Annotated in this window: 16 protein-coding genes; 4 read left to right on the plus strand and 12 right to left on the minus strand. The window is 64.1% G+C overall.

Annotation, left to right across the window (positions count from 1 at the left end; all coding sequences use genetic code 11):
• The 8 genes from ACS5PJ_RS19010 to ACS5PJ_RS19045 form a co-directional block, all read right to left on the minus strand.
• On the minus strand, positions 1-1,572 hold a 1,572-nt coding region (locus tag ACS5PJ_RS19010), incomplete at its 3' end, for a BCCT family transporter (protein WP_439436425.1).
• A 417-nt stretch (positions 1,573-1,989) separates the two neighbouring features.
• Positions 1,990-2,796 (minus strand): IclR family transcriptional regulator, encoded by an 807-nt coding sequence (locus tag ACS5PJ_RS19015; protein WP_439436515.1) that lies wholly within the window; start codon positions 2,794-2,796, stop codon positions 1,990-1,992.
• A gap of 201 nt (positions 2,797-2,997) precedes the next feature.
• Complete coding sequence (locus tag ACS5PJ_RS19020) at positions 2,998-4,485, minus strand: catalase (RefSeq protein ID WP_439436426.1); 1,488 nt, start codon at positions 4,483-4,485, stop codon at positions 2,998-3,000.
• Positions 4,486-4,521: 36 nt separating this feature from the next.
• Positions 4,522-4,992: a molybdenum cofactor biosynthesis protein MoaE gene (locus tag ACS5PJ_RS19025; protein ID WP_439436427.1), complete on the minus strand. Its 471-nt coding sequence runs from the start codon at positions 4,990-4,992 to the stop codon at positions 4,522-4,524.
• Entirely contained in the window at positions 4,979-5,860 is an 882-nt protein-coding gene (gene fdhD, locus ACS5PJ_RS19030; protein WP_439436428.1) for a formate dehydrogenase accessory sulfurtransferase FdhD, read from the minus strand. Before fdhD ends, ACS5PJ_RS19025 begins: the two co-directional genes overlap by 14 nt.
• Entirely contained in the window at positions 5,848-7,167 is a 1,320-nt protein-coding gene (locus tag ACS5PJ_RS19035) for a molybdopterin molybdotransferase MoeA (protein WP_439436429.1), read from the minus strand. The genes fdhD and ACS5PJ_RS19035 overlap by 13 nt, the downstream gene beginning before the upstream one ends.
• Before the next feature lie 202 nt (positions 7,168-7,369).
• Positions 7,370-7,972: a GTP cyclohydrolase I FolE gene (gene folE / locus ACS5PJ_RS19040; protein WP_439436430.1), complete on the minus strand. Its 603-nt coding sequence runs from the start codon at positions 7,970-7,972 to the stop codon at positions 7,370-7,372.
• Entirely contained in the window at positions 7,969-10,296 is a 2,328-nt protein-coding gene (locus tag ACS5PJ_RS19045; protein WP_439436431.1) for an FdhF/YdeP family oxidoreductase, read from the minus strand. Before ACS5PJ_RS19045 ends, folE begins: the two co-directional genes overlap by 4 nt.
• 134 nt (positions 10,297-10,430) lie before the next feature.
• Here ACS5PJ_RS19045 and ACS5PJ_RS19050 point away from each other — a divergent pair, with 134 nt between their 5' ends.
• Positions 10,431-11,126 carry a GntR family transcriptional regulator gene (locus ACS5PJ_RS19050; protein ID WP_439436432.1) on the plus strand — a complete coding sequence of 232 codons (696 nt, stop codon included), beginning with the start codon at positions 10,431-10,433 and terminating at the stop codon, positions 11,124-11,126.
• A 126-nt stretch (positions 11,127-11,252) separates the two neighbouring features.
• On the opposite strand, the gene ACS5PJ_RS19055 is transcribed toward ACS5PJ_RS19050, so the two are convergent.
• The 4 genes from ACS5PJ_RS19055 to purU all read right to left on the minus strand — a co-directional run bounded on the left by ACS5PJ_RS19055 (position 11,253) and on the right by purU (position 16,343).
• Positions 11,253-12,128, minus strand: coding sequence for a bifunctional 5,10-methylenetetrahydrofolate dehydrogenase/5,10-methenyltetrahydrofolate cyclohydrolase (locus ACS5PJ_RS19055; protein WP_439436433.1), 876 nt, complete (start codon positions 12,126-12,128; stop codon positions 11,253-11,255).
• Positions 12,125-12,751, minus strand: coding sequence for a cyclodeaminase/cyclohydrolase family protein (locus ACS5PJ_RS19060; RefSeq protein WP_439436434.1), 627 nt, complete (start codon positions 12,749-12,751; stop codon positions 12,125-12,127). Before ACS5PJ_RS19060 ends, ACS5PJ_RS19055 begins: the two co-directional genes overlap by 4 nt.
• A 130-nt stretch (positions 12,752-12,881) precedes the next feature.
• Positions 12,882-15,374 carry a GcvT family protein gene (locus ACS5PJ_RS19065; protein WP_439436435.1) on the minus strand — a complete coding sequence of 831 codons (2,493 nt, stop codon included), beginning with the start codon at positions 15,372-15,374 and terminating at the stop codon, positions 12,882-12,884.
• 54 nt (positions 15,375-15,428) lie between these two features.
• Positions 15,429-16,343 carry a formyltetrahydrofolate deformylase gene (gene purU, locus ACS5PJ_RS19070; protein ID WP_439436436.1) on the minus strand — a complete coding sequence of 305 codons (915 nt, stop codon included), beginning with the start codon at positions 16,341-16,343 and terminating at the stop codon, positions 15,429-15,431.
• Between the two features lie 136 nt (positions 16,344-16,479).
• On the opposite strand from purU, the gene ACS5PJ_RS19075 reads away from it, so the two are divergent.
• The 3 genes from ACS5PJ_RS19075 (at position 16,480) to ACS5PJ_RS19085 (ending at position 19,846) form a co-directional block, all read left to right on the plus strand.
• Positions 16,480-17,157 (plus strand): GntR family transcriptional regulator, encoded by a 678-nt coding sequence (locus tag ACS5PJ_RS19075; RefSeq protein ID WP_439436437.1) that lies wholly within the window; start codon positions 16,480-16,482, stop codon positions 17,155-17,157.
• A gap of 167 nt (positions 17,158-17,324) precedes the next feature.
• Positions 17,325-18,629, plus strand: coding sequence for a serine hydroxymethyltransferase (gene glyA, locus ACS5PJ_RS19080; protein WP_439436438.1), 1,305 nt, complete (start codon positions 17,325-17,327; stop codon positions 18,627-18,629).
• A complete protein-coding gene (locus tag ACS5PJ_RS19085; protein ID WP_439436439.1) occupies positions 18,626-19,846 on the plus strand; it encodes a sarcosine oxidase subunit beta family protein in 1,221 nt (406 codons plus the stop codon). Before glyA ends, ACS5PJ_RS19085 begins: the two co-directional genes overlap by 4 nt.
• Positions 19,847-19,853: the final 7 nt, after the last annotated feature.

Genomic DNA, 19,853 nt, shown 5'->3' on the forward strand with positions numbered 1-19,853 from the left:
GCCGGTGATGAAGAAGATTGCGACCAGGACCATGGCCAGGACGATGACGGCGGCGGTGAGCCAGCCGGGCATGCCGAGGTTTTTGACCAGGTCGAAGAGGGCGCCGTCGAAGTTCACGGAGGGTACTCCGTTGGTTGTTGTGACGAGCCCGGGTGTGCCTGCTTTGTCGGCTTCCTGCTGGACGTGGAAGGCGGCTCCGCCGAAGATGCCGAACCAGATGACGCTGACGACGCTGGGAACGAGGAGGACGCCGGTGACGAACTGGCGGATGGTGCGGCCGCGGCTGATGCGGGCGATGAAGAGTCCGACGAAGGGCGTCCAGGAGATCCACCAGGCCCAGTAGAAGATGGTCCAGCTGGTCATCCAGCTGCGGAGGGCGTCGTCGCCGACTGCTTCGGTGCGGGATGACATTTCGGCGAGGTCGCGGGCGTAGTCGCCGACGGCGGAGGGGATCAGGTTCAGGATGAACAGGGTGGGGCCGGCGATGAAGACGATGAGTGCGAGGACGACGGCCAGGACCATGTTGATGTTGGAGAGCCATTGGATGCCGCGGCTGATGCCGGAGACGGCCGATGCGACGAAGCAGAGGGTCAGGACGGCGACGATGGCCACGAGCACGGGGGTGCCGATTTCGCCGAACCAGCCGTTGGAGGTCATGCCGGAGCCGATCTGCAGGGCGCCCAGGCCCAGGGATGCGGCGGTGCCGAAGAGGGTGGCGAAGATGGCCAGGATGTTGATGAATTTCCCGATGGGCCCTTCGACCCTCCTGACGCCGAAGAGGGAGGTGAAGGCGATGGAGATCAGTTGCCTGCGGCCCAGGCGGTAGGTGCCGTAGGCCATGGCGATGCCTACCACTGCGTACATGGCCCAGGGGTGCAGTGTCCAGTGGAAGATGGAGGTGGCCATGGCGGTCTGGATGGCTTCGGGGGTGCGGCCGTTCACGGTTCCGGGCGGGGGAGAGATGTAGTGGTAGAGCGGTTCGGCCACTCCGTAGAACATCAGTCCGATGCCCATGCCGGCGGCGAACATCATCGAGACCCAGGAGACGGTCCGGAATTCGGGTTTTTCGCCGTCTTTGCCCAGCGGGATGTTGCCGAATTTGCCCAAGGCCAGCCAGAGGACAAAGACCACGAAGAGCGAGGCCAGGAGCATGAACAGCCAGCCGGTGTATTCCATGACCCAGTTCAGGGCCACCGTGGAGGAGGTCGCGAGGCTGTCGCGGCCGGTAAAGCCCCAGATCACAAAGGCGATGGCGATCGCGCCGGTGATTCCGAACGTGACCTTGTCCAGGGTGAGTTTGATGTTCCGGCGTGCCGAAACGGCCTGCTCGGTTTTGGCGGTGCGGAGCTCTTCCAGGATCTGTTCGTACTCTTCTGAATCCGGCAGGCCCTCTGCGCCTCCGTCCTCCGGATCCAGGACAGCAGGGTTGTTGTCTTCGTCCGTGGGGACATCAATGGCTGTTGTGGTGTTCCGCGTTCTTCCGCGTTTTCCGTTGGGGGGAATTGCTGCCAAAGAGTCCTCGGCAGCCGACTCCTCGGGGGTGGAGAGTTGTAAGTCACGGCTAATAGCCATGAGCGAATCCTTTGCTCGGCGAATAATGGGCTAACGGTTAAAACAGGACCTAAACGGGCGGCCCGGGCGGAAGGTTGGGGGCCTCGTCCGATTCGATGATCATGGTGTTGCCGTCGACAATCTGCACTCGTGCGCCACGTGGGTTTGGACGGGATCGTTCCGCATTACTCAACGGCAATCGCAGTAAGCAACAGATTGCGCCCGTTGATAATGGATGTCAAGGGTTTTGGCTGATTTCCCGGGAGTCTTGACACACAACGTGCGATACGTCACTCTGTTGCATATCGCGATTGTCGTTGCGTAATAAGCCGCTGAGAGGGGAGATGGGGAGACGCCTGCTGTCGTTGGAACATCGCCCGCCGGCCTCCCGGCGCCCGTGCTGCCTGCCCTTGCCCGGAGTCCCGAGGTGGGCGGGGCCTACCGGCGTCTGTAACCCATCTTTGTGCTGATGGCCAGGCCGGCATCCTTGAGGCCGTCAATAAGCCCGGGCTGCTCTTCCGGCGTGAACCGGAAGGCGGGGCCTGAAATACTCACCGCGGCGATGACCTGTCCCAGGTGGTTGTAGATCGGTACCGCAACGGCCGTCAGCCCGATCTCAAACTCCTCGTGAACTACGGCATAGCCATTGCGGGCGACCTCCAGCAGCTGCTTCTCCAGCTCCGAACGGTTGGTGATGGTACGTGGCGTGCGGGCAGGCAGGCCGACCGTCTTGAAGATGGCGTCCCTTTCGTCGGCAGTCAGGGCCGCGAGGAGCACTTTTCCACTGGACGTGGCATGCAGTGGTGTCAGGCTGCCCACCCAGTCATACGTTGCCAGCGTGGAGGGTCCCATGGCCTGGTCCACGTTGACGGCAAAATTCGATCGCAGCACGGCGAGGTTGACCGTTTCCTTATATGCCGCTGCGAGGCTCTCAAGGACCTCCCTGGCTTCCCGAACAACGCTCAACCGGCCCGGGATGGACGATGCAAGGCGCAGGATGCCAAATCCCAGCTGGTACTTTCCACGTTCGCTGTTCTGCCGGACCAGCTCGCGCCCGACCAAGGATCCCACCAGCCTGGACACAGTGGACTTGTGTATGCCCATCTCCTCGGCGATTTCACTGACGCCGGCGTCGCCTTCGCGGGCCAGGATTTCCAGGATCTGAAGGGCGCGGTCCACCGATTGGACGCCTCCAGCCTGCGCATCCGGGTTCTTGCCCATGTCCGGGTCATTGCGTGCGGCCATCATGCCTCGTGTCGTCGTCCATGCAGGGTGGGCTGGCCCGGAGGGAGGTTCCAGCCAACCTTCCGGCTCATCTTGGTTCATCCTAGACCGACACTGCCGCAAGGCCCCCAATCGGCACCAGGCGCGGCAATGCAGGACACCCCGCCACGGATAACCGTGGCGGGGTGTCGCATGTGCTGGCTCGAAGGCCGGACAGAGGGGTTAGCCGATTTTGTTGGCTGCTTCGGCGTCGGAGTCGGCGGCGGGAGCCGCGCCGAGGTTGGCGCGGAGTTTGGCGCCGAGTTCGGCGTCGACGTTGGTCCAGTACTGGATGGCGCGTTCCTTGATCTCAGGGGTCTTCACACCGCCGACAGCACCGGTGATGGTGTCCAGCAGGCGGGCCTTGGCGCCGTCGTCGAACACCTCGCGGTAGAGGGTGCCGGCCTGGCCGAAGTCGCCGTCCTCGGCGTGGAGCGAGTGCGCGGAGAGCGTGAGCTCGCCGTCGTTCTCCCAGCCACCGGCGGGGGAGGCAGGCTCAAGGGCTGCCGGGCCACCCACCGAGTTGGGGGCGTACACCGGGACAGAGGGTGCGTTGAAGTGGTACCGCCCGGCGCCGTCCTGGCTGTAGTTGTTGACCTGGTTTTTGGGCAGGTTCACGGGGAGCTGGGCGTGGTTGGTGCCCACGCGGTAGCGGTGTGCGTCGGCGTAGGAGAAGATGCGGGCCTGCAGCATCTTGTCCGGTGAGGCGGCGATGCCCGGGACGAAGTTCGAGGGCGCGAAGGTGGCCTGTTCGATCTGCGCGAAGTAGTTCTCCGGGTTCCGGGTCAGTTCCATGGTGCCGACGTGGATCAGCGGGTAGTCCGCGTGCGGCCAGACCTTGGTGAGGTCGAAGGGGTTGAAGCGGTAGGTTTTGGCGTCCTCGTAGGGCATGACCTGGACGTGCAGTTCCCAGGACGGGAAGTTCCCGGCAGCGATGTTTTCGGAGAGGTCGCGGATGTAGAAGTCCGCGTCCGAGCCGGCGAGTTCTTCGGCCTGGTCACCGGTGATGGACTTGACGCCCTGGTTGGATTTGAAGTGGTACTTGACCCAGAAACGCTCGCCCTCGGCGTTGATCCACTGGTAGGTGTGCGAGCCGTAGCCCTGCATTTCCCGCCAGGAAGCCGGCAGGCCGCGGTCGCCCATGAGCCAGGTGACCTGGTGTGCGGACTCGGGGGACAGGGTCCAGAAGTCCCACTGCATGTCTGCGTCGCGCAGGTGCGTGCCCGGGAGGCGCTTCTGGGAGTGGATGAAGTCCGGGAACTTGATGCCGTCGCGGATGAAGAAGACCGGGGTGTTGTTGCCCACGAGGTCGTAGTTGCCCTCGGAGGTGTAGAACTTCACGGCGAAACCGCGGGGATCGCGCCAGGTGTCCGGGGAACCGGCCTCACCGGCGACCGAGGAGAACCGGATCAGCATCTCGGTCTCAACACCGGGCTGCAGGAACGCGGCCTTGGTGTACTTGGAGACATCCGTGGTGGTCCTGAACGTACCGAACGCGCCGCCGCCCTTGGCATGCACCACACGCTCCGGCACCCGCTCCCGGTTGAACTGGGCAAGCTTTTCGATCAGGTAGTGATCAGTGAGGATGATGGCACCGTCGGCGCCGACGGCCTGGGAATGCGCGTCGGACGTGACCGGCGCACCTGACTGGGTGGTTGAAATGACAGTCAATTGTTCTCCTATTACTCGATTACTTGTGAGGGACGTTCAGAAGGAAGGTTCAGAAGGAAGTTGTTGGCCTGCGCCGACCCATTCCACGGTGCCGTCTGCGAAGAATTGCTCCTTCCAGATCGGCACACGGGCCTTGATGCGGTCCACAAGCTGTGAGCACACCTCAAACGCCTGGCCTCGGTGGGCTGCTGACACGGCACAGACCAGTGCAGGATCACCCACCTCCAGCATCCCGACGCGGTGGGCGGCCCAGATGCGGACCGGCTTGCCGGCCTTCCCGGCATGCTCCGCGACCAGTTCCGCCACGACGTCGGCCAGGATGCGATTTGCCGTGGGGTGCGCCGAGTAGCTTAATCTGCTGACGGCCATGCCGTCATCGTGGTTCCGGACCACTCCGCTGAAGCTGACCACGGCCCCGGCTTCGTCGCCCTGGACGGCGGCTGTGGCCCGGTCCACCGAGATGGGGACATCGCTGAGTTCGGCGAGGACGACGTCAAAGCGTGGCATAGGTTTCCTCGCGGCCCACCTTCTGCGGACCCCCCAGCCTCTCGCGGCCGGCATAGACGTTCAGGCTGTGCCCCCGGCTGAATCCAACCAGCGTCACTCCGGTCTCGGCGGCGAGATCGGCGGCCAGGCTTGAGGGTGCGCTCACCGCGGACAGGACGGGAATGCCGGCCATGGCGGCCTTTTGGACAAGTTCGAAGGACGCGCGACCGGACACCTGCAGGACGGTGCCGGTCAGAGGCAACAGGTCTTGGCGCAGCGCCCATCCCACCACTTTGTCAACAGCGTTATGGCGTCCGACATCCTCCCGGAGACAAAGCAATTCAGTGCTGGCGCCGTCCACCTTGAACAGGCCGGCCGCATGGACGCCGCCCGTTTTGTCGAACACTGCCTGGGCCTCGCGAAGCCGGTCCGGCAGTTCGGCGAGGACATCCACCGGGATCTGCAGCGTGTCCTGTGCAGGGTCGAAGGGAAGGGTCTTGCGGACCGAGTCGATCGAGTCTGTCCCGCAGATGCCGCAGGAGCTTGAGGTGTAGACATGCCGCATGGTGTCAGGCATGGGTACATCCGGCCTCAGCTGGGCTTCGACCACGTTATATGTCTGTTCTGCCCCGGCATCGCCGGTGCAAAAGCGCAGCGATACCAGCTCGGAGGGGGAGCTGATGATGCCTTCCGAGACCAGGAACCCGGCCACCAGGTCAAAATCGTCCCCCGGGGTCCTCATGGTGACAGCGAAGGAGCGGCCGCCGATCCGGATTTCCAGGGGCTCCTCAGCGGCGAGTACGTCTTCCTTGAACCGCACGTGGTATTCGGTGCCGGGGCCGTCCACGTGGAAGCGGTGGATCTTGCGGCGCTGCGTCATGCGGGCCATGCGGTGCTCCGTGCCCGGTTGGTGGTGGAAAGGATTGTTTCGTTGGCCTTCGTCCAAGGGAGGGGGAGCACAGGAACCGGCTCGCCGGCCTGGACCCCGGCAGGGGGAACGGCCATGACGCCGTCGGCCCAGGCCAGTCCACGCATCATGCCGGGCCCCGTGTGCGAGGCGGGGAACGCAAGCCCCTCGATGAACGTGCAGGGAATCAGGCGCGTACGCCCGGGGCTTGGATCAACGTCAGCCGCGGAGGTCACCTGTCCAACGGCGCTCAGGGGCCTTCCTCCGAGCGCCTCCAGCAGCGGTGCACCCATAGTGATAAGAGCCATCATTGCTGCCAGTGGGTTACCGGGCAGCCCGACGACGAAGCGGCCGTACGGGAGCCCGGCCAGGACTGCCGGGTGGCCCGGCCGCATGGCGATGCCATCCAGCAGCAGCGCTCCTCCAAGATCAGCGACGGCGGCGCGAAAATGATCTGTGCCGGAACATCCGGTTCCGCCAGTGGTTATGGTCACGTCCGGCATCCGCCCCGGGAACGCGTCAGAACCGCCGAGTGCCGCGAGCCACTCAGGGTAGGAATCCCCGATCCGCAGGGGGCCGGCAGGTGTGCCCCCCAGAAGGGAAATCACCGTCCCCAGCTGCGGACCAAAAGTGTCCCTGACATGTCCTGGTTCCGGAACGCCTGACGTGACCACTTCGGAACCGGTCAAGACGATGCCGACCACCGGCTTGGCCTGCACCTGCAGGTTGTCGTGGCCGGCCACGGCGGCGAGGGCAATGTGGCCCGGGTTCAGTGTTGTTCCGGCGGGGATCAGCACCTCGCCGGCAGCAGCTTCCTCGCCTGCAGGACGAATGTGTTGGCCCAGGCCCGGCTCGCTTTCCTTGGCGTTGTCAGTGAGCCGCAGGAGAGGGTTGCCGCCGGCGTCTGGGTGGATCTGGCCACTTTCCTTGCGGAGTATCGACTGGGCGCCAACAGGTACCAGTCCGCCGGTGGCTATGACGCTGGCCGTTCCGGGGCGCAAAAAGGGTTCGTGGCCGGCAAGGATCCATGGACCGCCGCCGTTGATGGCCCAGCCGTCCATGGCAGAAGAGTCGTAATGGGGCAGTTCCTGCAGGGCGGCCACGGTGCGGGTAAGCGTGTGGCCTGCTGCCAATGCGAGGGGAACCTCCACGGGCTCGAGGGGGACCGCGCAATCGAAGGCCAGTTGCCGGGCTTCGAGCCAGGTGGGGGACGGATGTCCGGATGGACGCCGTGCAGAGCGCAACTCCGGACTGCCGCCGCCGCTGGTGGCGGTATCTTGGGCCAGCAAGGGTGCCCCTTCCTAGTGATAGGGCTGCGCTGCCCCGTTGCCCGAAAGCGGTGCTTCGATGGGGATACCTCCCCAGGTTCAGGCCATCGAAGCACCCTTTACGGGAACGGGACAGCATCGCCGAGACTGATATTTTTAGTTACTCACTATAGATATATCAGTTACATCGTATGGCAGCCACGGGGGCATGTCCAGAGGTTTCTCAGCGGCCGTGGATGAGGCTCAGCGCCTCGGCGCGGGCGGCCGGCAGGCGCAGCTCACCGCGCACTGCGGACGTGATGGTTTTTGCCCCGGGCTTGCGGACGCCCCGCATGGACATGCACAGGTGCTCGCACTCGATCACCACAATTGCCCCCAGCGGCCGCAGCGACGTAACTAGTGCCTCGACCACCTGGGTGGTGAGCCTCTCCTGGACCTGCGGCCTTCGCGCAAAGACGTCCACCAGCCTGGCCAGCTTGCTGAGGCCGGTCACGAGTCCCTCGGCGGACGGGATGTAGCCTACGTGCGCCACGCCATGGAACGGCACCAGGTGATGCTCGCAGGTGGAATAGAACGGGATGTCCTTGACGATGACCATTTCACCGTGGCCGAGGTCGAAGGTCCGCTCCAGGACGGCAGCGGGATCTTCATGGAGCCCGCCGAACATTTCCGCGGCGGCGCGGGCAACGCGGGCCGGGGTATCGGCCAGTCCCGGCCTGTCGGGGTCCTCCCCGATGGCCAGAAGGTATTCGCGGACAGCCCGTTCCACCCTCGGCCCGTCCACCCCGTTGGTGACGGCTGCTTCCGTCGTCAGGACGGAACTCATGCTTCGGCCCGTTCAAGCCGCACGATGACGGACTTGGAGGTTGGCGTGCCGCTGGTGTCGGCCACGGAGTCAAGCGGCACGAGGACGTTGGTTTCCGGGTAGTAGGCCGCCGCGCAACCCCTGGGCGTCGAGTAGGCCACGATGCGGAAGTTTTCGGCGCGTCGTTCGGTCCCTTGGAATTCGGAGATGAGATGGACCATGTCCCCGTCCGCGAAGCCCAACGCAGTAATGTCGTCCGCGTTGACCATGACTACCCGGCGCCCGCCGTGGATGCCGCGGTAGCGATCGTCCTTGCCGTAGATGGTGGTGTTGTACTGGTCATGGGAGCGCAGGGTCTGGAGGACGAGCCGTCCCGAAGGGACCCTGATGAATTCCAGTTCGTTGCCGGTGAAGTGGGCCTTGCCCGAAGCGGTATCGAACTTCCTGGCGTCCCGGGGTGGGTGGGGAAGGACGAACCCGCCGGGGTTCTTGATCCGCTCCTCGAAGTTCTCGAAGCCGCTGAGGACCGCTTCGATGTGTTTCCGGATGATGGAGTAGTCGTCCTTCATGGCGAGCCAGTCGGCTTTGGGGGTCCCGGGCAGCGGGAGGTTCCCGCTGCCGGTAAAGATCCTGTGGGCAATGTTGCACACAATGGCCACCTCGGAGTGCAGGTGCTCGCTTGCGGGCTTAAGGCGTCCGCGCGAGGCGTGGACCGCACTCATGGAGTCCTCCACGGTCACCCTCTGGTCGCCGGTGCGCTGGGTGTCTTTCTCGGTGCGTCCCAGCGTCGGCAGAATCAGCGCACGTCGGCCCGTCGATACGTGGGAATGGTTCAGTTTCGTGGAGATCTGCACCGTCAGGCGGGTGTTGGCCAGCGCCTGTTCGGTGACCTCGGAATCCGGGGCCGCCCGCACGAAGTTGCCGCCCATGCCGATGAAGACGCGCACCTTGCCGTCCCGCATGGCGCGGATGGCGGCCACGGTGTCGAAGCCATGCGCCCTGGGGGAGAGGAACTGGAACTCGTGGTCAAGCCGGTCGTGGAAGCTCTCCGGCATCTTCTCGAAAATGCCCATGGTCCGGTCACCCTGGACATTGGAGTGGCCGCGGACGGGGCAGACGCCGGCTCCGGGCTTGCCGATGTTGCCTTGGAGAAGCAGAACGTTGACCACGTCGCGCAGGGTGGGAACCGAGTGCTTGTGCTGGGTCAGGCCCATGGCCCAGCAGACGATCGTGGCGCTCGAGGCCAGGAGGCGCTCGCCGGTGGACCTGATCTGCTCCAGTGTCAGTCCGGTGGCTTCGACGATGTCGTCCCATTCCGCCTTTTCGAGGTAGCGCAGGTATTCGTCGATTCCAACGGTGTGGTCCTTGATGAATTCATGGTCCAGCACGGTGGAGAGGCCGGGGGTTTTGCGCCCCTGCGCTTCGGCTTCGAGAAGGTATTTGCCTAGCCCCTGGAAGAGGGCCTGATCGCCGCCGGCGCGGATTTGCAGGAAGTCGTCGGTCAGCTGTGTGCCCACCACCATGCCGGAAAGGTGCTGCGGATTTTCGAACCGCAGGAGCCCGGCTTCGGGGAGTGGATTTACGGAGATGATGACGGCGCCATTCTTCTTCGCCTTCTCCAGCGCGCTGAGCATGCGCGGGTGGTTGGTGCCGGGATTTTGCCCCGCCACGAAAATCAGCGACGCCGTCTCCAGGTCCGTGAGGCTGACGGAGCCTTTGCCGATGCCGATCGTTTCGACCAGGGCCGATCCGGACGATTCGTGGCACATGTTGGAGCAGTCGGGCAGGTTGTTCGTCCCTATGCCGCGAACGAGGAGCTGGTAGGCGAAGGCTGCCTCGTTCGATGTCCGCCCGGACGTGTAGAAGACCGACTGGTCGGGGTGCTCCATGTCCCTGATCTCCTGGGCGATCAGCTCATAAGCGTCGTCCCATTCGATGGGCTTGTAGTGGGTTCCGCCTTCGTCGAGGAGCATCGGATGCGTCAGCCGGCCCTGCTGGCCCAGCCAGTAGTCGTCCCGGGTCTTCAGGTCCGCGATGGAGTGTTGCGCGAAGAATTCAGGCGTGACGCGGCGGCGCGTGCCTTCTTCGGCCACCGCTTTGGCGCCGTTCTCGCAGAACTCCGCAGCATTGCGCTTTTCATGTTCGGGCCAGGCGCAGCCCATGCAGTCAAAGCCGTCGACCTGGTTGACGGCCAGGAGTGTCTGGATGCTGCGCAGCGGGCCCATCTGCTCAAGGGAAATCTTCAATGCGTTTGCTACGGCCGGAAGGCCGACTGCAGTCGTCTTGGGCTTCGTCAGAGTCAGCTTTGACTCATCGATATTCTGCTTGGGGGCTTTTGAAGCCATGTGATCTTCTCCAACTGGTACCTACCGGCGGGTGACATTTTTTTGATAGTATATTGATATATCAGTTCTAGGAATACTATGTACAGGAGGCCTTCGCGTCAAGGCTCAGCCGTGCATCGGGAGGAGACTTGGATATGGCAAGCGCTGGAGAACTACCGTCGGGTGCTGGGGGATCCTTCCTGTCAACGCGGCAGGAGGACGAGTCCTTCGCCGACTTCGCCTACAGGGTGCTCTGCGATGAGCTGATTGTTTTGGACATCAAGCCTGGCGAACCATTGAACGACGAAGTGATCTCCAGGCGGCTCGGAGTGGGGAGGACGCCAATCCGGGAAGCCATGAAGCGCCTCGAGAGCGACCATCTGGTGGTGGCGTATCCCCGCCGCGGAACATTCGCCGCAGGGGTGGACATCACGGATCTGGCTGAAATCTCAGAAATCCGGCAGCTCCTGGAGCCTGCGGCCGCAGCGCGGGCTGCCCGGATGGCATCACCGCAGCTCCGGCGGGAGATCAGGGAATTTGCCAGGGAAGTCGGGGATCTACTGCCGGAAATGCACTCCCAGCAGGACCTGATGCGCCTGGACATGCGGGTCCACCGGATGATCTACCGGGCCACCGGGAGCAGGCACCTTGAGGATGTCCTGATCCGGTACGACAACCTGGCGACGCGGATCTGGAGCCTTGTCCTGGAGAAGCTTCCTCCGGTGTCCGAACATATTGCCCAGCACATTGAGCTGCTTGAGTGCATCGCGGAAGGGGATTCCGAAGCTGCGGCACGGTTGACCACCAAGCATGTGACGGACTTCGAGAACCTCATCAGGGCCGTCCTGTAGCCCCTCGGCGGGACACTGCTAGCCCCCTTGTCGGGACGTGCGTCCGAGCCCGTCCGGATCACAGGGATCCGCACGGGCGCGGAGACAATAAACGGGCCTAGGCGAAGCAGGGTTCCCTGCCGTGGATTACCCGGCTGCTCCCCGGACCAAGGCACGCGACTGTTCCCGCGCCGCCTCGGTGGTGTGCAGCAGAAGCAGGGATGTGGTGACCGAGCCGACGCCACCCGGAACGGGTGTCAGCGCCCCGGCGATGCCCCGGACGCTGGCTTCGTCCACATCCCCCACGAGGGACCCGTCCGAAAGGACGTTGGTGCCGACGTCGATCACTACGGCCCCGGACGAAATGTGGCTGCCGTTCAGCAGGCCGGTGCGCCCGGCGGCGACCACCACGACGTCGGCCGTTTTGGTGTATTTCTCCAGCGCCCCTGACCTGGAGTGGCAGACGGTGACGGTGGCGTCGCGTTCGAGCAGCAGCAGGGACAGCGGTTTTCCGACGACGGCGGAACGTCCAATGACCACGACGTTCCGGCCGGCCACCGGGATGTCGAAGTGGTCAAGGATCTCGGTGACGGCCTGTGCGGTGGCAGGGGCGAACGAGGGCTGGCCGACGGCCAGGCGGCCAAGGCTCAGGGGATTCGCGCCGTCGATGTCCTTCCAAGGGGCGATGTGCCCCACCAGCGCATCTGCATCGACGCCGGGAGGCAAGGGCGTCTGCAGGATGATGCCGTTGACGGACGGCTCGGCGCTGAGGTCTTTCAGGACTGAAGCCAGGACCTGACCTGTCGCGTCCTGGCCCAGGTCCACGATCCGGCAATTGATGCCCGCGCTTTCTGCGGCACGTTCGATGGACCTCACATACCAGTGCGTGGAGCCGTCGTTGGTGGCCACAACCACTGCAAGGGTGGGGCGTAGGCCGTCAGATTCGAGGTCCCGGGCTTCATCGTGGGCCTTCTGCTGAATGAGCTTTGCCAGGTTTCGTCCAGAGAGGAGTGTGGTGCTCAACTGAGGATCCTTTCGCGCACGCGCTTCACGAGCGAGTCGGCTGCCAGGATGACCTTGTCCTCAAGGCCATCGGTCTTCTCGGCCAGACGGGAACGTGTTTCGGTGTCCTTGATGGCCACCACATTGATGTCGATGTTGACCCGTGCAGTGGTGGCGGCCGCCCGGGCTGCGTCGACGGCGGCGGCGATGTCGCTGATCACGTTGGCGTTGGCCACCTCGAACAGCTCCGTGGCAAGATCCACCACGGCGCCGGCGACGAGGATCAGGTCAGCCGGTGTTTTCGCGGCCTGGACGAGCGCGTCCTGGATGGACGCTGTCCGGGCGGCTTTGAGGCCGTCAGTACCTGCCGGGAGCTTGTACGCATCAATGACGCCTTGGAACGCGTGCTGGTCGGCGTCCGCGAGGAGCAGGGCCTGTGCCACCAGCCCGTCGGCGCTGCTGATGATCCTGGCGACGGGTTCGGCGTGCTGCTCGTATTTCGCGCCGGTGGTATACCGGGCCACCATGGCCACAAGTGCCGCTCCCTGGGCGGCGTGGAGTGCCGCGGCAGCGCCGCCACCCGGGGTGGGTTCGCGGGAGGCAAGCCTGGCGAGGTAATCGTTTATTGTCTCTGAACTGATCATGTGTCTTCCTGTGCTGAAGCTCTGCCCGGCTGACCCGGGGATGGGGCGGGCCATGGAAAAGCAGCGGCCCGGACTCTGGTTGCGAAAGAATGAGTCCGGGCCGCGTGCCCTTGAGCGGTCTGGCGGGTGGTTAGCCGCGGAGCCTGGACATCGTGGGGTCGTACAGCGGATCTGCGGTGACGGTGGCCTGGATGCGCCGGCCGAAGTACTCGATCTCGACCGAGTCACCAATGGACACAGCAGCCGGAAGGTACGCGTAGGCGATCGGTTTGGCCACCGTGTAACCGTAGGCGGCACTGGTGACGTAGCCGACTGCCTGGTCCTTATAGAAGACCGGTTCCTTGCCCAGGACGATGCTGCGGCCGTCGTCGACCGTCAGGCAGCGCAGGCGGCGGGCGGAGTTTTCCTCGGTCCGGCCTTCAAGTGCTGCCTTGCCGACGAAGTCTTCCTTGGTCATCTTCACGGCGAAACCGAGTCCCGCTTCGAGGGGGTCATGCTCGGTGGTCATGTCGGTGCCCCACGAACGGTAGCCCTTTTCCAGGCGCAGCGAGCTGAACGCGGCGCGGCCGGCAGCGATCACGCCGAACGGCTGCCCTGCCTTCCACAGTGCGTCCCACAGGCGCTGGCCGTTGTCCGCGCTGGTGTACAGTTCCCAGCCCAGCTCGCCGACGTAGGACAGGCGCATCGCCGTGACTTTGACGCCGCCGATGACTACTTCCTTGGCGCGGAAGTACTTGAGTCCGTCGTTGGAGAAGTCGTCGCTGCTGACCGTGCTGATGAGGTCCCGGGCGAGGGGTCCCCACAGGCCGATGCAGCAGGTGCCGCCGGTGGTGTCGCGCACCTGGACCCAGTCGCTGGCGGTACCGTTTTCCGTCTGGTGGCGTGCGGCCCGCTCAAAGTAGGCCGTGTCGATGTTTCCGTTGGCTCCGAGCTGGAAGGTGTCTTCGTTCAGGCGGGCCACGGTGATATCGCTTCGGATCCCGCCGGCGTGGTCCAGCAGGAGGGTGTAGGTGACGGCGCCCGGCTTCTTGGTCATGTCCGCGGTGGTCAGCTCCTGCAGCAGCTTCATGGCTCCGGGGCCGGAGACCTCAAGGCGCTTGAGCGGAGTCATGTCGTACATGGCCACCGCGGTGCGGGTCTTCCAGGCTTCGGCGGCGGCGATGGGCGAGCTGAACATCCCGGACCAGGCGTCACGTGCCGGCGGCTGCCATTCGTCAGGCATCTCCTTGAGCAGTTCGGCGTTGGCTTCGAACCAGTACGGACGCTCCCATCCGCCGCCCTCCAGGAAGTAGCCGCCCAGCTGCTTGTGGCGTGCGTGGAACGGGCTGACGCGGAGGTTGCGGGGGGAAAGCTTGGGCTGGAGCGGGTGCATGACATCGTAGATTTCCACGAAGTTCTGCTGTGACGTCTCGCTGACGTATTCGGGGGTCAGCTGGACCTCTTCGAAGCGGTGGATATCGCAATCGCCCAGATCGATCTCCGACTTTCCGGTGGTCAGCAATTCGGCAACGGCGCGGGCGATGCCGGCCGAGTGGGTGACCCACACGGCTTCGGCGACGAAGAAGCCGTCCAGCTCCTTGGACTCACCCACCAGGGATCCGCCGTCGGGGGTGAAGGAGAAGATGCCGTTGAAGCCGTCTTCGATTTCGCTTTCGCGCAGGGCCGGCAGGATCTGCTTGGTGGCCTCCCACGCCGGGAGGAAGTCCTCCAGGGTGAAGTCGAGGCGGGAGGGCATGTTGTGGTCGCTGATGGTCTCGGGTGCGAACGTGCCCAGTTCGTCAAGGTCCACGGGCATGGGGCGGTGGGCGTAGGAACCGATGCCGTAACGCTCGCCGTGCTCGCGGTAGTAGAGGTCCTGGTCCTGGTGCCGCAGGATGGGCAGGGATGCGTCGTTGGGCAGTTCGTTCTTGCCCTTCTGTGCGGGCACCGGAGTGGTTTTGACGTACTGGTGGGCCAGCGGCAGGAGCGGGACTGACATCCCGATCATTTCGCCGATCTTGGCGCCCCAGAAGCCGGCGCAGGAGACCACGATGTCGGCAGGGATAGTGCCCTCGGAAGTCTCGACGCCGGTGACCCGGCGGCCGGACTGCTCGATGCCCGTCACCGTGGTGTTGCCCAGGTACTTGACGCCCGCGGCTTCCGTGCGCTTGATCAGCAGCTGGACTGCGCGGGCAGCACGGGCCAGGCCGTCGCTGGGAACGTGGAGACCGCCCAGGACGTCTTCCTCGTTCAGGAGCGGGTAAAGCTCCTTGCACTCGGCACGGGTAAGGATCTTGCCCTCGATACCCCACGCGGCGGCGTAGCCGAGCTTCCGCTTCAGATCCGCGAGGCGTGTCTCGGTGGTGGCGATCTCGAGGCCGCCCACCTGGTTGAAGCAGCTGACGCCGTCCTCGGTCAGGGACAAAAGCTTCTCAACCGTGTACTTGGCGAAGAGCGCCATGGATTTTGAAGCGTTGGTCTGGAAGACAAGTCCGGGTGCGTGGGACGTGGAGCCGCCGGGCATGTTCAGCGGTCCCTGGTCCAGGACGGTGATGTTGTTCCAACCCCGGGTGACCAGTTCATCGGCCAGGTTTGTGCCGACGATTCCAGCTCCGATAATGACAATGCTTGGCGTCGATGCCATGTGGTTTCTCCTGCTGATTTTCGGGTGTTGTCTGTGCTGGGCGGGTGGCGGTGCTTAGCGGAACACTACGGTGCTGGTCTGGTCCAGCAGCACCCGGTGTTCGCAGTGCCACCGCACGGCGCGGGAGAGTGCCAGTGCTTCGGCGTCCGCTCCGACTGTTGAAAGGGCGTTCGGTCCGTAGCTGTGATCGACCCGGATGACTTCCTGTTCGATGATTGGCCCCTCATCGAGTTCGGCGGTCACATAGTGGGCGGTTGCGCCCACCAGCTTGACGCCACGGTCGTAGGCCTGGTGGTAGGGGCGTGCGCCCTTGAACCCCGGGAGGAAGGAGTGGTGGATGTTAATGGCCCGGCCCTCCAGGGAGCGGCAGAGGTCATCGGACAGTACCTGCATGTACCGGGCGAGCACGACGAGATCGATGTTGTGCTCGTCCACCAGTTCCAGCAGGCGCCGCTCGGCGTCTGACTTTGTCTCAGGGGTTACCGGGAGATAGATGAAGGGGAGACCGGCGGCCTCGGCCATGGCCCGGTGGGTTTCATGGTTGGAAACGATAAGGGCGATGTCGCCGCCGAGGCTTCCGCCGCGCCAGCGGAACAGCAGGTCGTTCAGGCAGTGGCCGAACTTGGACACCATGACCAGGATGCGCTGCTTGGTCTGGTCATGGAAGCTGAACTTCATCTCGAAGCGGTCCGCAATGGCGCTGAACTCCTCCTGGAGCCGCTCCGGTGTGAACTCGGGGGAACCCGAGAATGCGGTGCGCAGGTGCAGCGTCTCGCGGAGCCCGTCGTCGAACTGCTGGTGCTCCTCGATGTTGAAGCCACGTTCGAAGAGGAAAGTGGTGACCGCCTGGACAATACCGGCACGTTCGACGCACGACAGTGTGAGTACGAACTTCTGGGCATTGTCCTTCACGCGGGGGCCGTCCTGAGTCAGCGTGCTGGTTGATGAGTCTGTTGCCACTAGGGTCATGTCTCCTCCTTAGGATGTCTTCCCGTTAGATATATTCTCAGATGATGAACTGATATATTAGGGTTGGGAATCAGCGTATACTGGTCAGTGGGCGAGGTCAATAGCCTGTTCGGCTGAATTGAAAGGGGTCCGGGTTATGGCAGTTGAAGCAGTGGCGATCGTGGAAGATGCGGTCAGGAAGTCGTTGGCGGACGTGGCGTACGAGCGCATCCGTGACCGGCTGCTGATGCTTGAGATCAAACCCGGCGATCTACTTAACGACGACCACCTCGCCAAGGACCTCGGCATGGGCCGGACTCCGGTCCGGGAAGCTCTGAAGCGGCTTGAGCTCGACCGCCTGGTGGTTTCGTATCCACGCAGGGGCACCTTTGCCACCCGCGTGGAGGTGACCGATCTTGCTTTCATTTCAGAAATCCGGACACAGCTTGAACCGCTCGCAGCGTCCCGTGCCGCCCGGGTGGCCACGGAGCAGCAGCGGGAGCAGTTGCGGGAAGTGATGCGGGCTGTTGAAGCCTTCGATACCGATGCGGCCCCCGTCGTCGAAACCCTGCGCCTGGATGCCCGCGTCCATCAAGGCATCTACGCAGCTGCGGCCAATCCCCACCTTGAAGACGTCCTGATCCGGTACGACAATCTCGCCACCCGCATCTGGTGCATGGTGCTGGACCGCCTTCCCGATCTTTCCCGCCACGTGCATGAGCACCTGGACCTGCTCGGCGCAGTGATCGACGGCGACGAGGCACGGGCCGCCGACCTGGCGCGGAGCCACGTCAGCGGCTTCGAGGATGCCGTCCGCAAGGCGCTCTTCACCTGAGCTGAGCCCCACCTCCCGACGAATTACCAGATGCGCGGCCCTTCCGGCCGCGCATTTGGCGCCTCTGGAATGGCTCAAAAAATCTGTTGACACCCACCGGCCGGGATAGCATACTTGAGTCACGTAACTAATATATCAACAGGATATTAGATAGCAGAGGAGAAAAGATGGTCGACGTTCTGACCCGTACGCTCGCAGAGACCGATCCTGCGATCCACGCAGCCGTTCAGCAGGAGCTCCTGCGCCAGCAGGGCACGCTGGAAATGATCGCCTCCGAAAACTTCGCGCCGACCGCCGTCATGGAGGCGCAGGGATCCGTCCTGACCAACAAGTACGCCGAAGGCTACCCGGGCAAGCGCTACTACGGCGGCTGCGAACACGTTGATGTGGTCGAGCAGCTGGCCATCGACCGTCTTAAGTCCTTGTTCGGCTCCGAATTCGCCAACGTGCAGCCCCACTCAGGCGCCCAGGCCAACGCAGCGGCGATGTTCGCCCTGATCCAGCCCGGCGACACCATCCTGGGGTTGAACCTCGCACACGGCGGCCACCTGACCCACGGCATGAAGATCAACTTCTCCGGCAAGCTGTACAAGGTGGTCCCTTATGGCGTTCGTGAGGACACCATGACCATCGACATGGCTGAAGTCGAGCGCCTCGCGGTTGAGAACAAGCCGCAGCTGATCGTCGCCGGCTGGTCCGCCTACTCCCGGCAGCTGGACTTCGCCGAGTTCCGCCGTATCGCGGACCTGGTAGGCGCCTACCTGATGGTGGACATGGCCCACTTCGCCGGCCTGGTGGCTGCGGGGCTGCACCCCAACCCCGTGCCTCACGCCCACATTGTCACGAGCACCACCCACAAGACCCTGGGCGGCCCGCGCGGTGGTGTGATCCTGACCAACGACGCCGTTATCGCCAAGAAGGTCAACTCCGCGGTATTCCCCGGACAGCAGGGTGGCCCGCTGGAGCACGTCATTGCCGGCAAGGCAGTGGCCTTCAAGCTCGCTGCTGAGCCGGAATTCCGCGACCGCCAGGAACGCACCCTGGAAGGCGCCCGCATCATCGCAGAACGCCTGCTCTCTGCCGATGTTGCAGAGTCCGGCGTGACGGTTGTCAGCGGTGGCACCGACGTGCACCTGGTCCTGGTGGACCTGCGGCATTCGGAACTGGACGGCCAGCAGGGCGAAGACCGCCTGCACCGGATCGGCATCACGGTCAACCGCAACGCCGTGCCGTTCGACCCGCGGCCGCCGATGATCTCTTCCGGTCTCCGCATCGGCACGCCGGCCCTGGCCACGCGCGGGTTCGGGAAGGCCGAGTTCACCGAGGTCGCGGACATTATCGCCGCAGCACTCAAGCGCGAGTTCAGCGACGAGACCGTGGCGGAACTGCGGCAGCGGGTTGAAATCCTGGCCGGAAAGTTCCCGCTCTACCCCAATCTCTCTTCTGACGCGACCGAAAACGAGGTGGCATGATGGCCGATCTGCTTCCGGAGCACCCGGAATTCCTGTGGCACAACCCGGACCCCAAGAAAAGCTACGACGCCGTGATCGTCGGCGGCGGCGGGCACGGCCTGGCCACCGCCTACTTCCTGGCCAAAAACCACGGCATGACCAACATCGCCGTCCTTGAAAAGGGATGGCTGGCCGGCGGCAACATGGCCCGGAACACCACCATCATCCGGTCCAACTACCTCTGGGACGAGAGCGCGGCCATCTACGAGCACGCCCTCAAACTCTGGGAAATCCTGCCGGAGGAGCTCGAATACGACTTCCTCTTCAGCCAGCGCGGCGTGATGAACCTCGCCCACACCCTGGGTGACGTCCGTGAAAGCATGCGGCGCGTGGGCGCGAACAAACTCAACGGAGTGGACGCCGAGTGGCTGGACCCGCAGCAGGTCAAGGAACTCTGCCCCATCCTGAACATCAACGACAACATCCGCTACCCCGTCATGGGCGCCACCTACCAGCCGCGCGCAGGCATCGCCAAGCACGACCACGTGGCCTGGGCCTTCGCCCGCAAGTGCGACGAGCTGGGCGTGGACATCATCCAGAACTGCGAAGTCACCGGCTTCGTCAAGGACGGCAACCGGGTCACCGGTGTCCAGACCAACCGCGGCACCATCAACACCGAAAAGGTGGGCCTGTGCGCCGCCGGGCACAGCTCGGTCCTGGCCGAAATGGCCGGCTTCCGGCTCCCCATCCAGTCCCACCCGCTGCAGGCGCTGGTGTCCGAACTGCACGAACCGGTCCACCCCACAGTGGTCATGTCCAACCACGTGCACGTCTACGTTTCCCAGGCCCACAAGGGCGAGCTGGTCATGGGCGCCGGAGTGGACTCCTACAACGGTTACGGCCAGCGCGGCTCGTTCCATGTGATCGAGCACCAAATGGCGGCCGCCGTCGAGCTCTTCCCGATCTTTGCCCGTGCGCACGTACTCAGGACCTGGGGCGGCATTGTTGACACAACGCTGGACGCCTCCCCGATCGTGGGCACCACTCCGGTGGAGAACATGTTCGTGAACTGTGGCTGGGGCACCGGCGGCTTCAAGGGCACGCCGGCCGCGGGCCTCACCTTTGCCCACACCATCGCCACGGGAACGCCGCACGAACTGAACAAGCCCTTTGCGCTGGAGCGGTTCGAAACCGGCGCCCTGATCGACGAACACGGCGCAGCAGCCGTGGCCCACTAGAAGAGAG

Source organism: Pseudarthrobacter cremeus (genome assembly GCF_051857465.1).
In the GTDB taxonomy this organism is placed as follows: domain Bacteria; phylum Actinomycetota; class Actinomycetes; order Actinomycetales; family Micrococcaceae; genus Arthrobacter.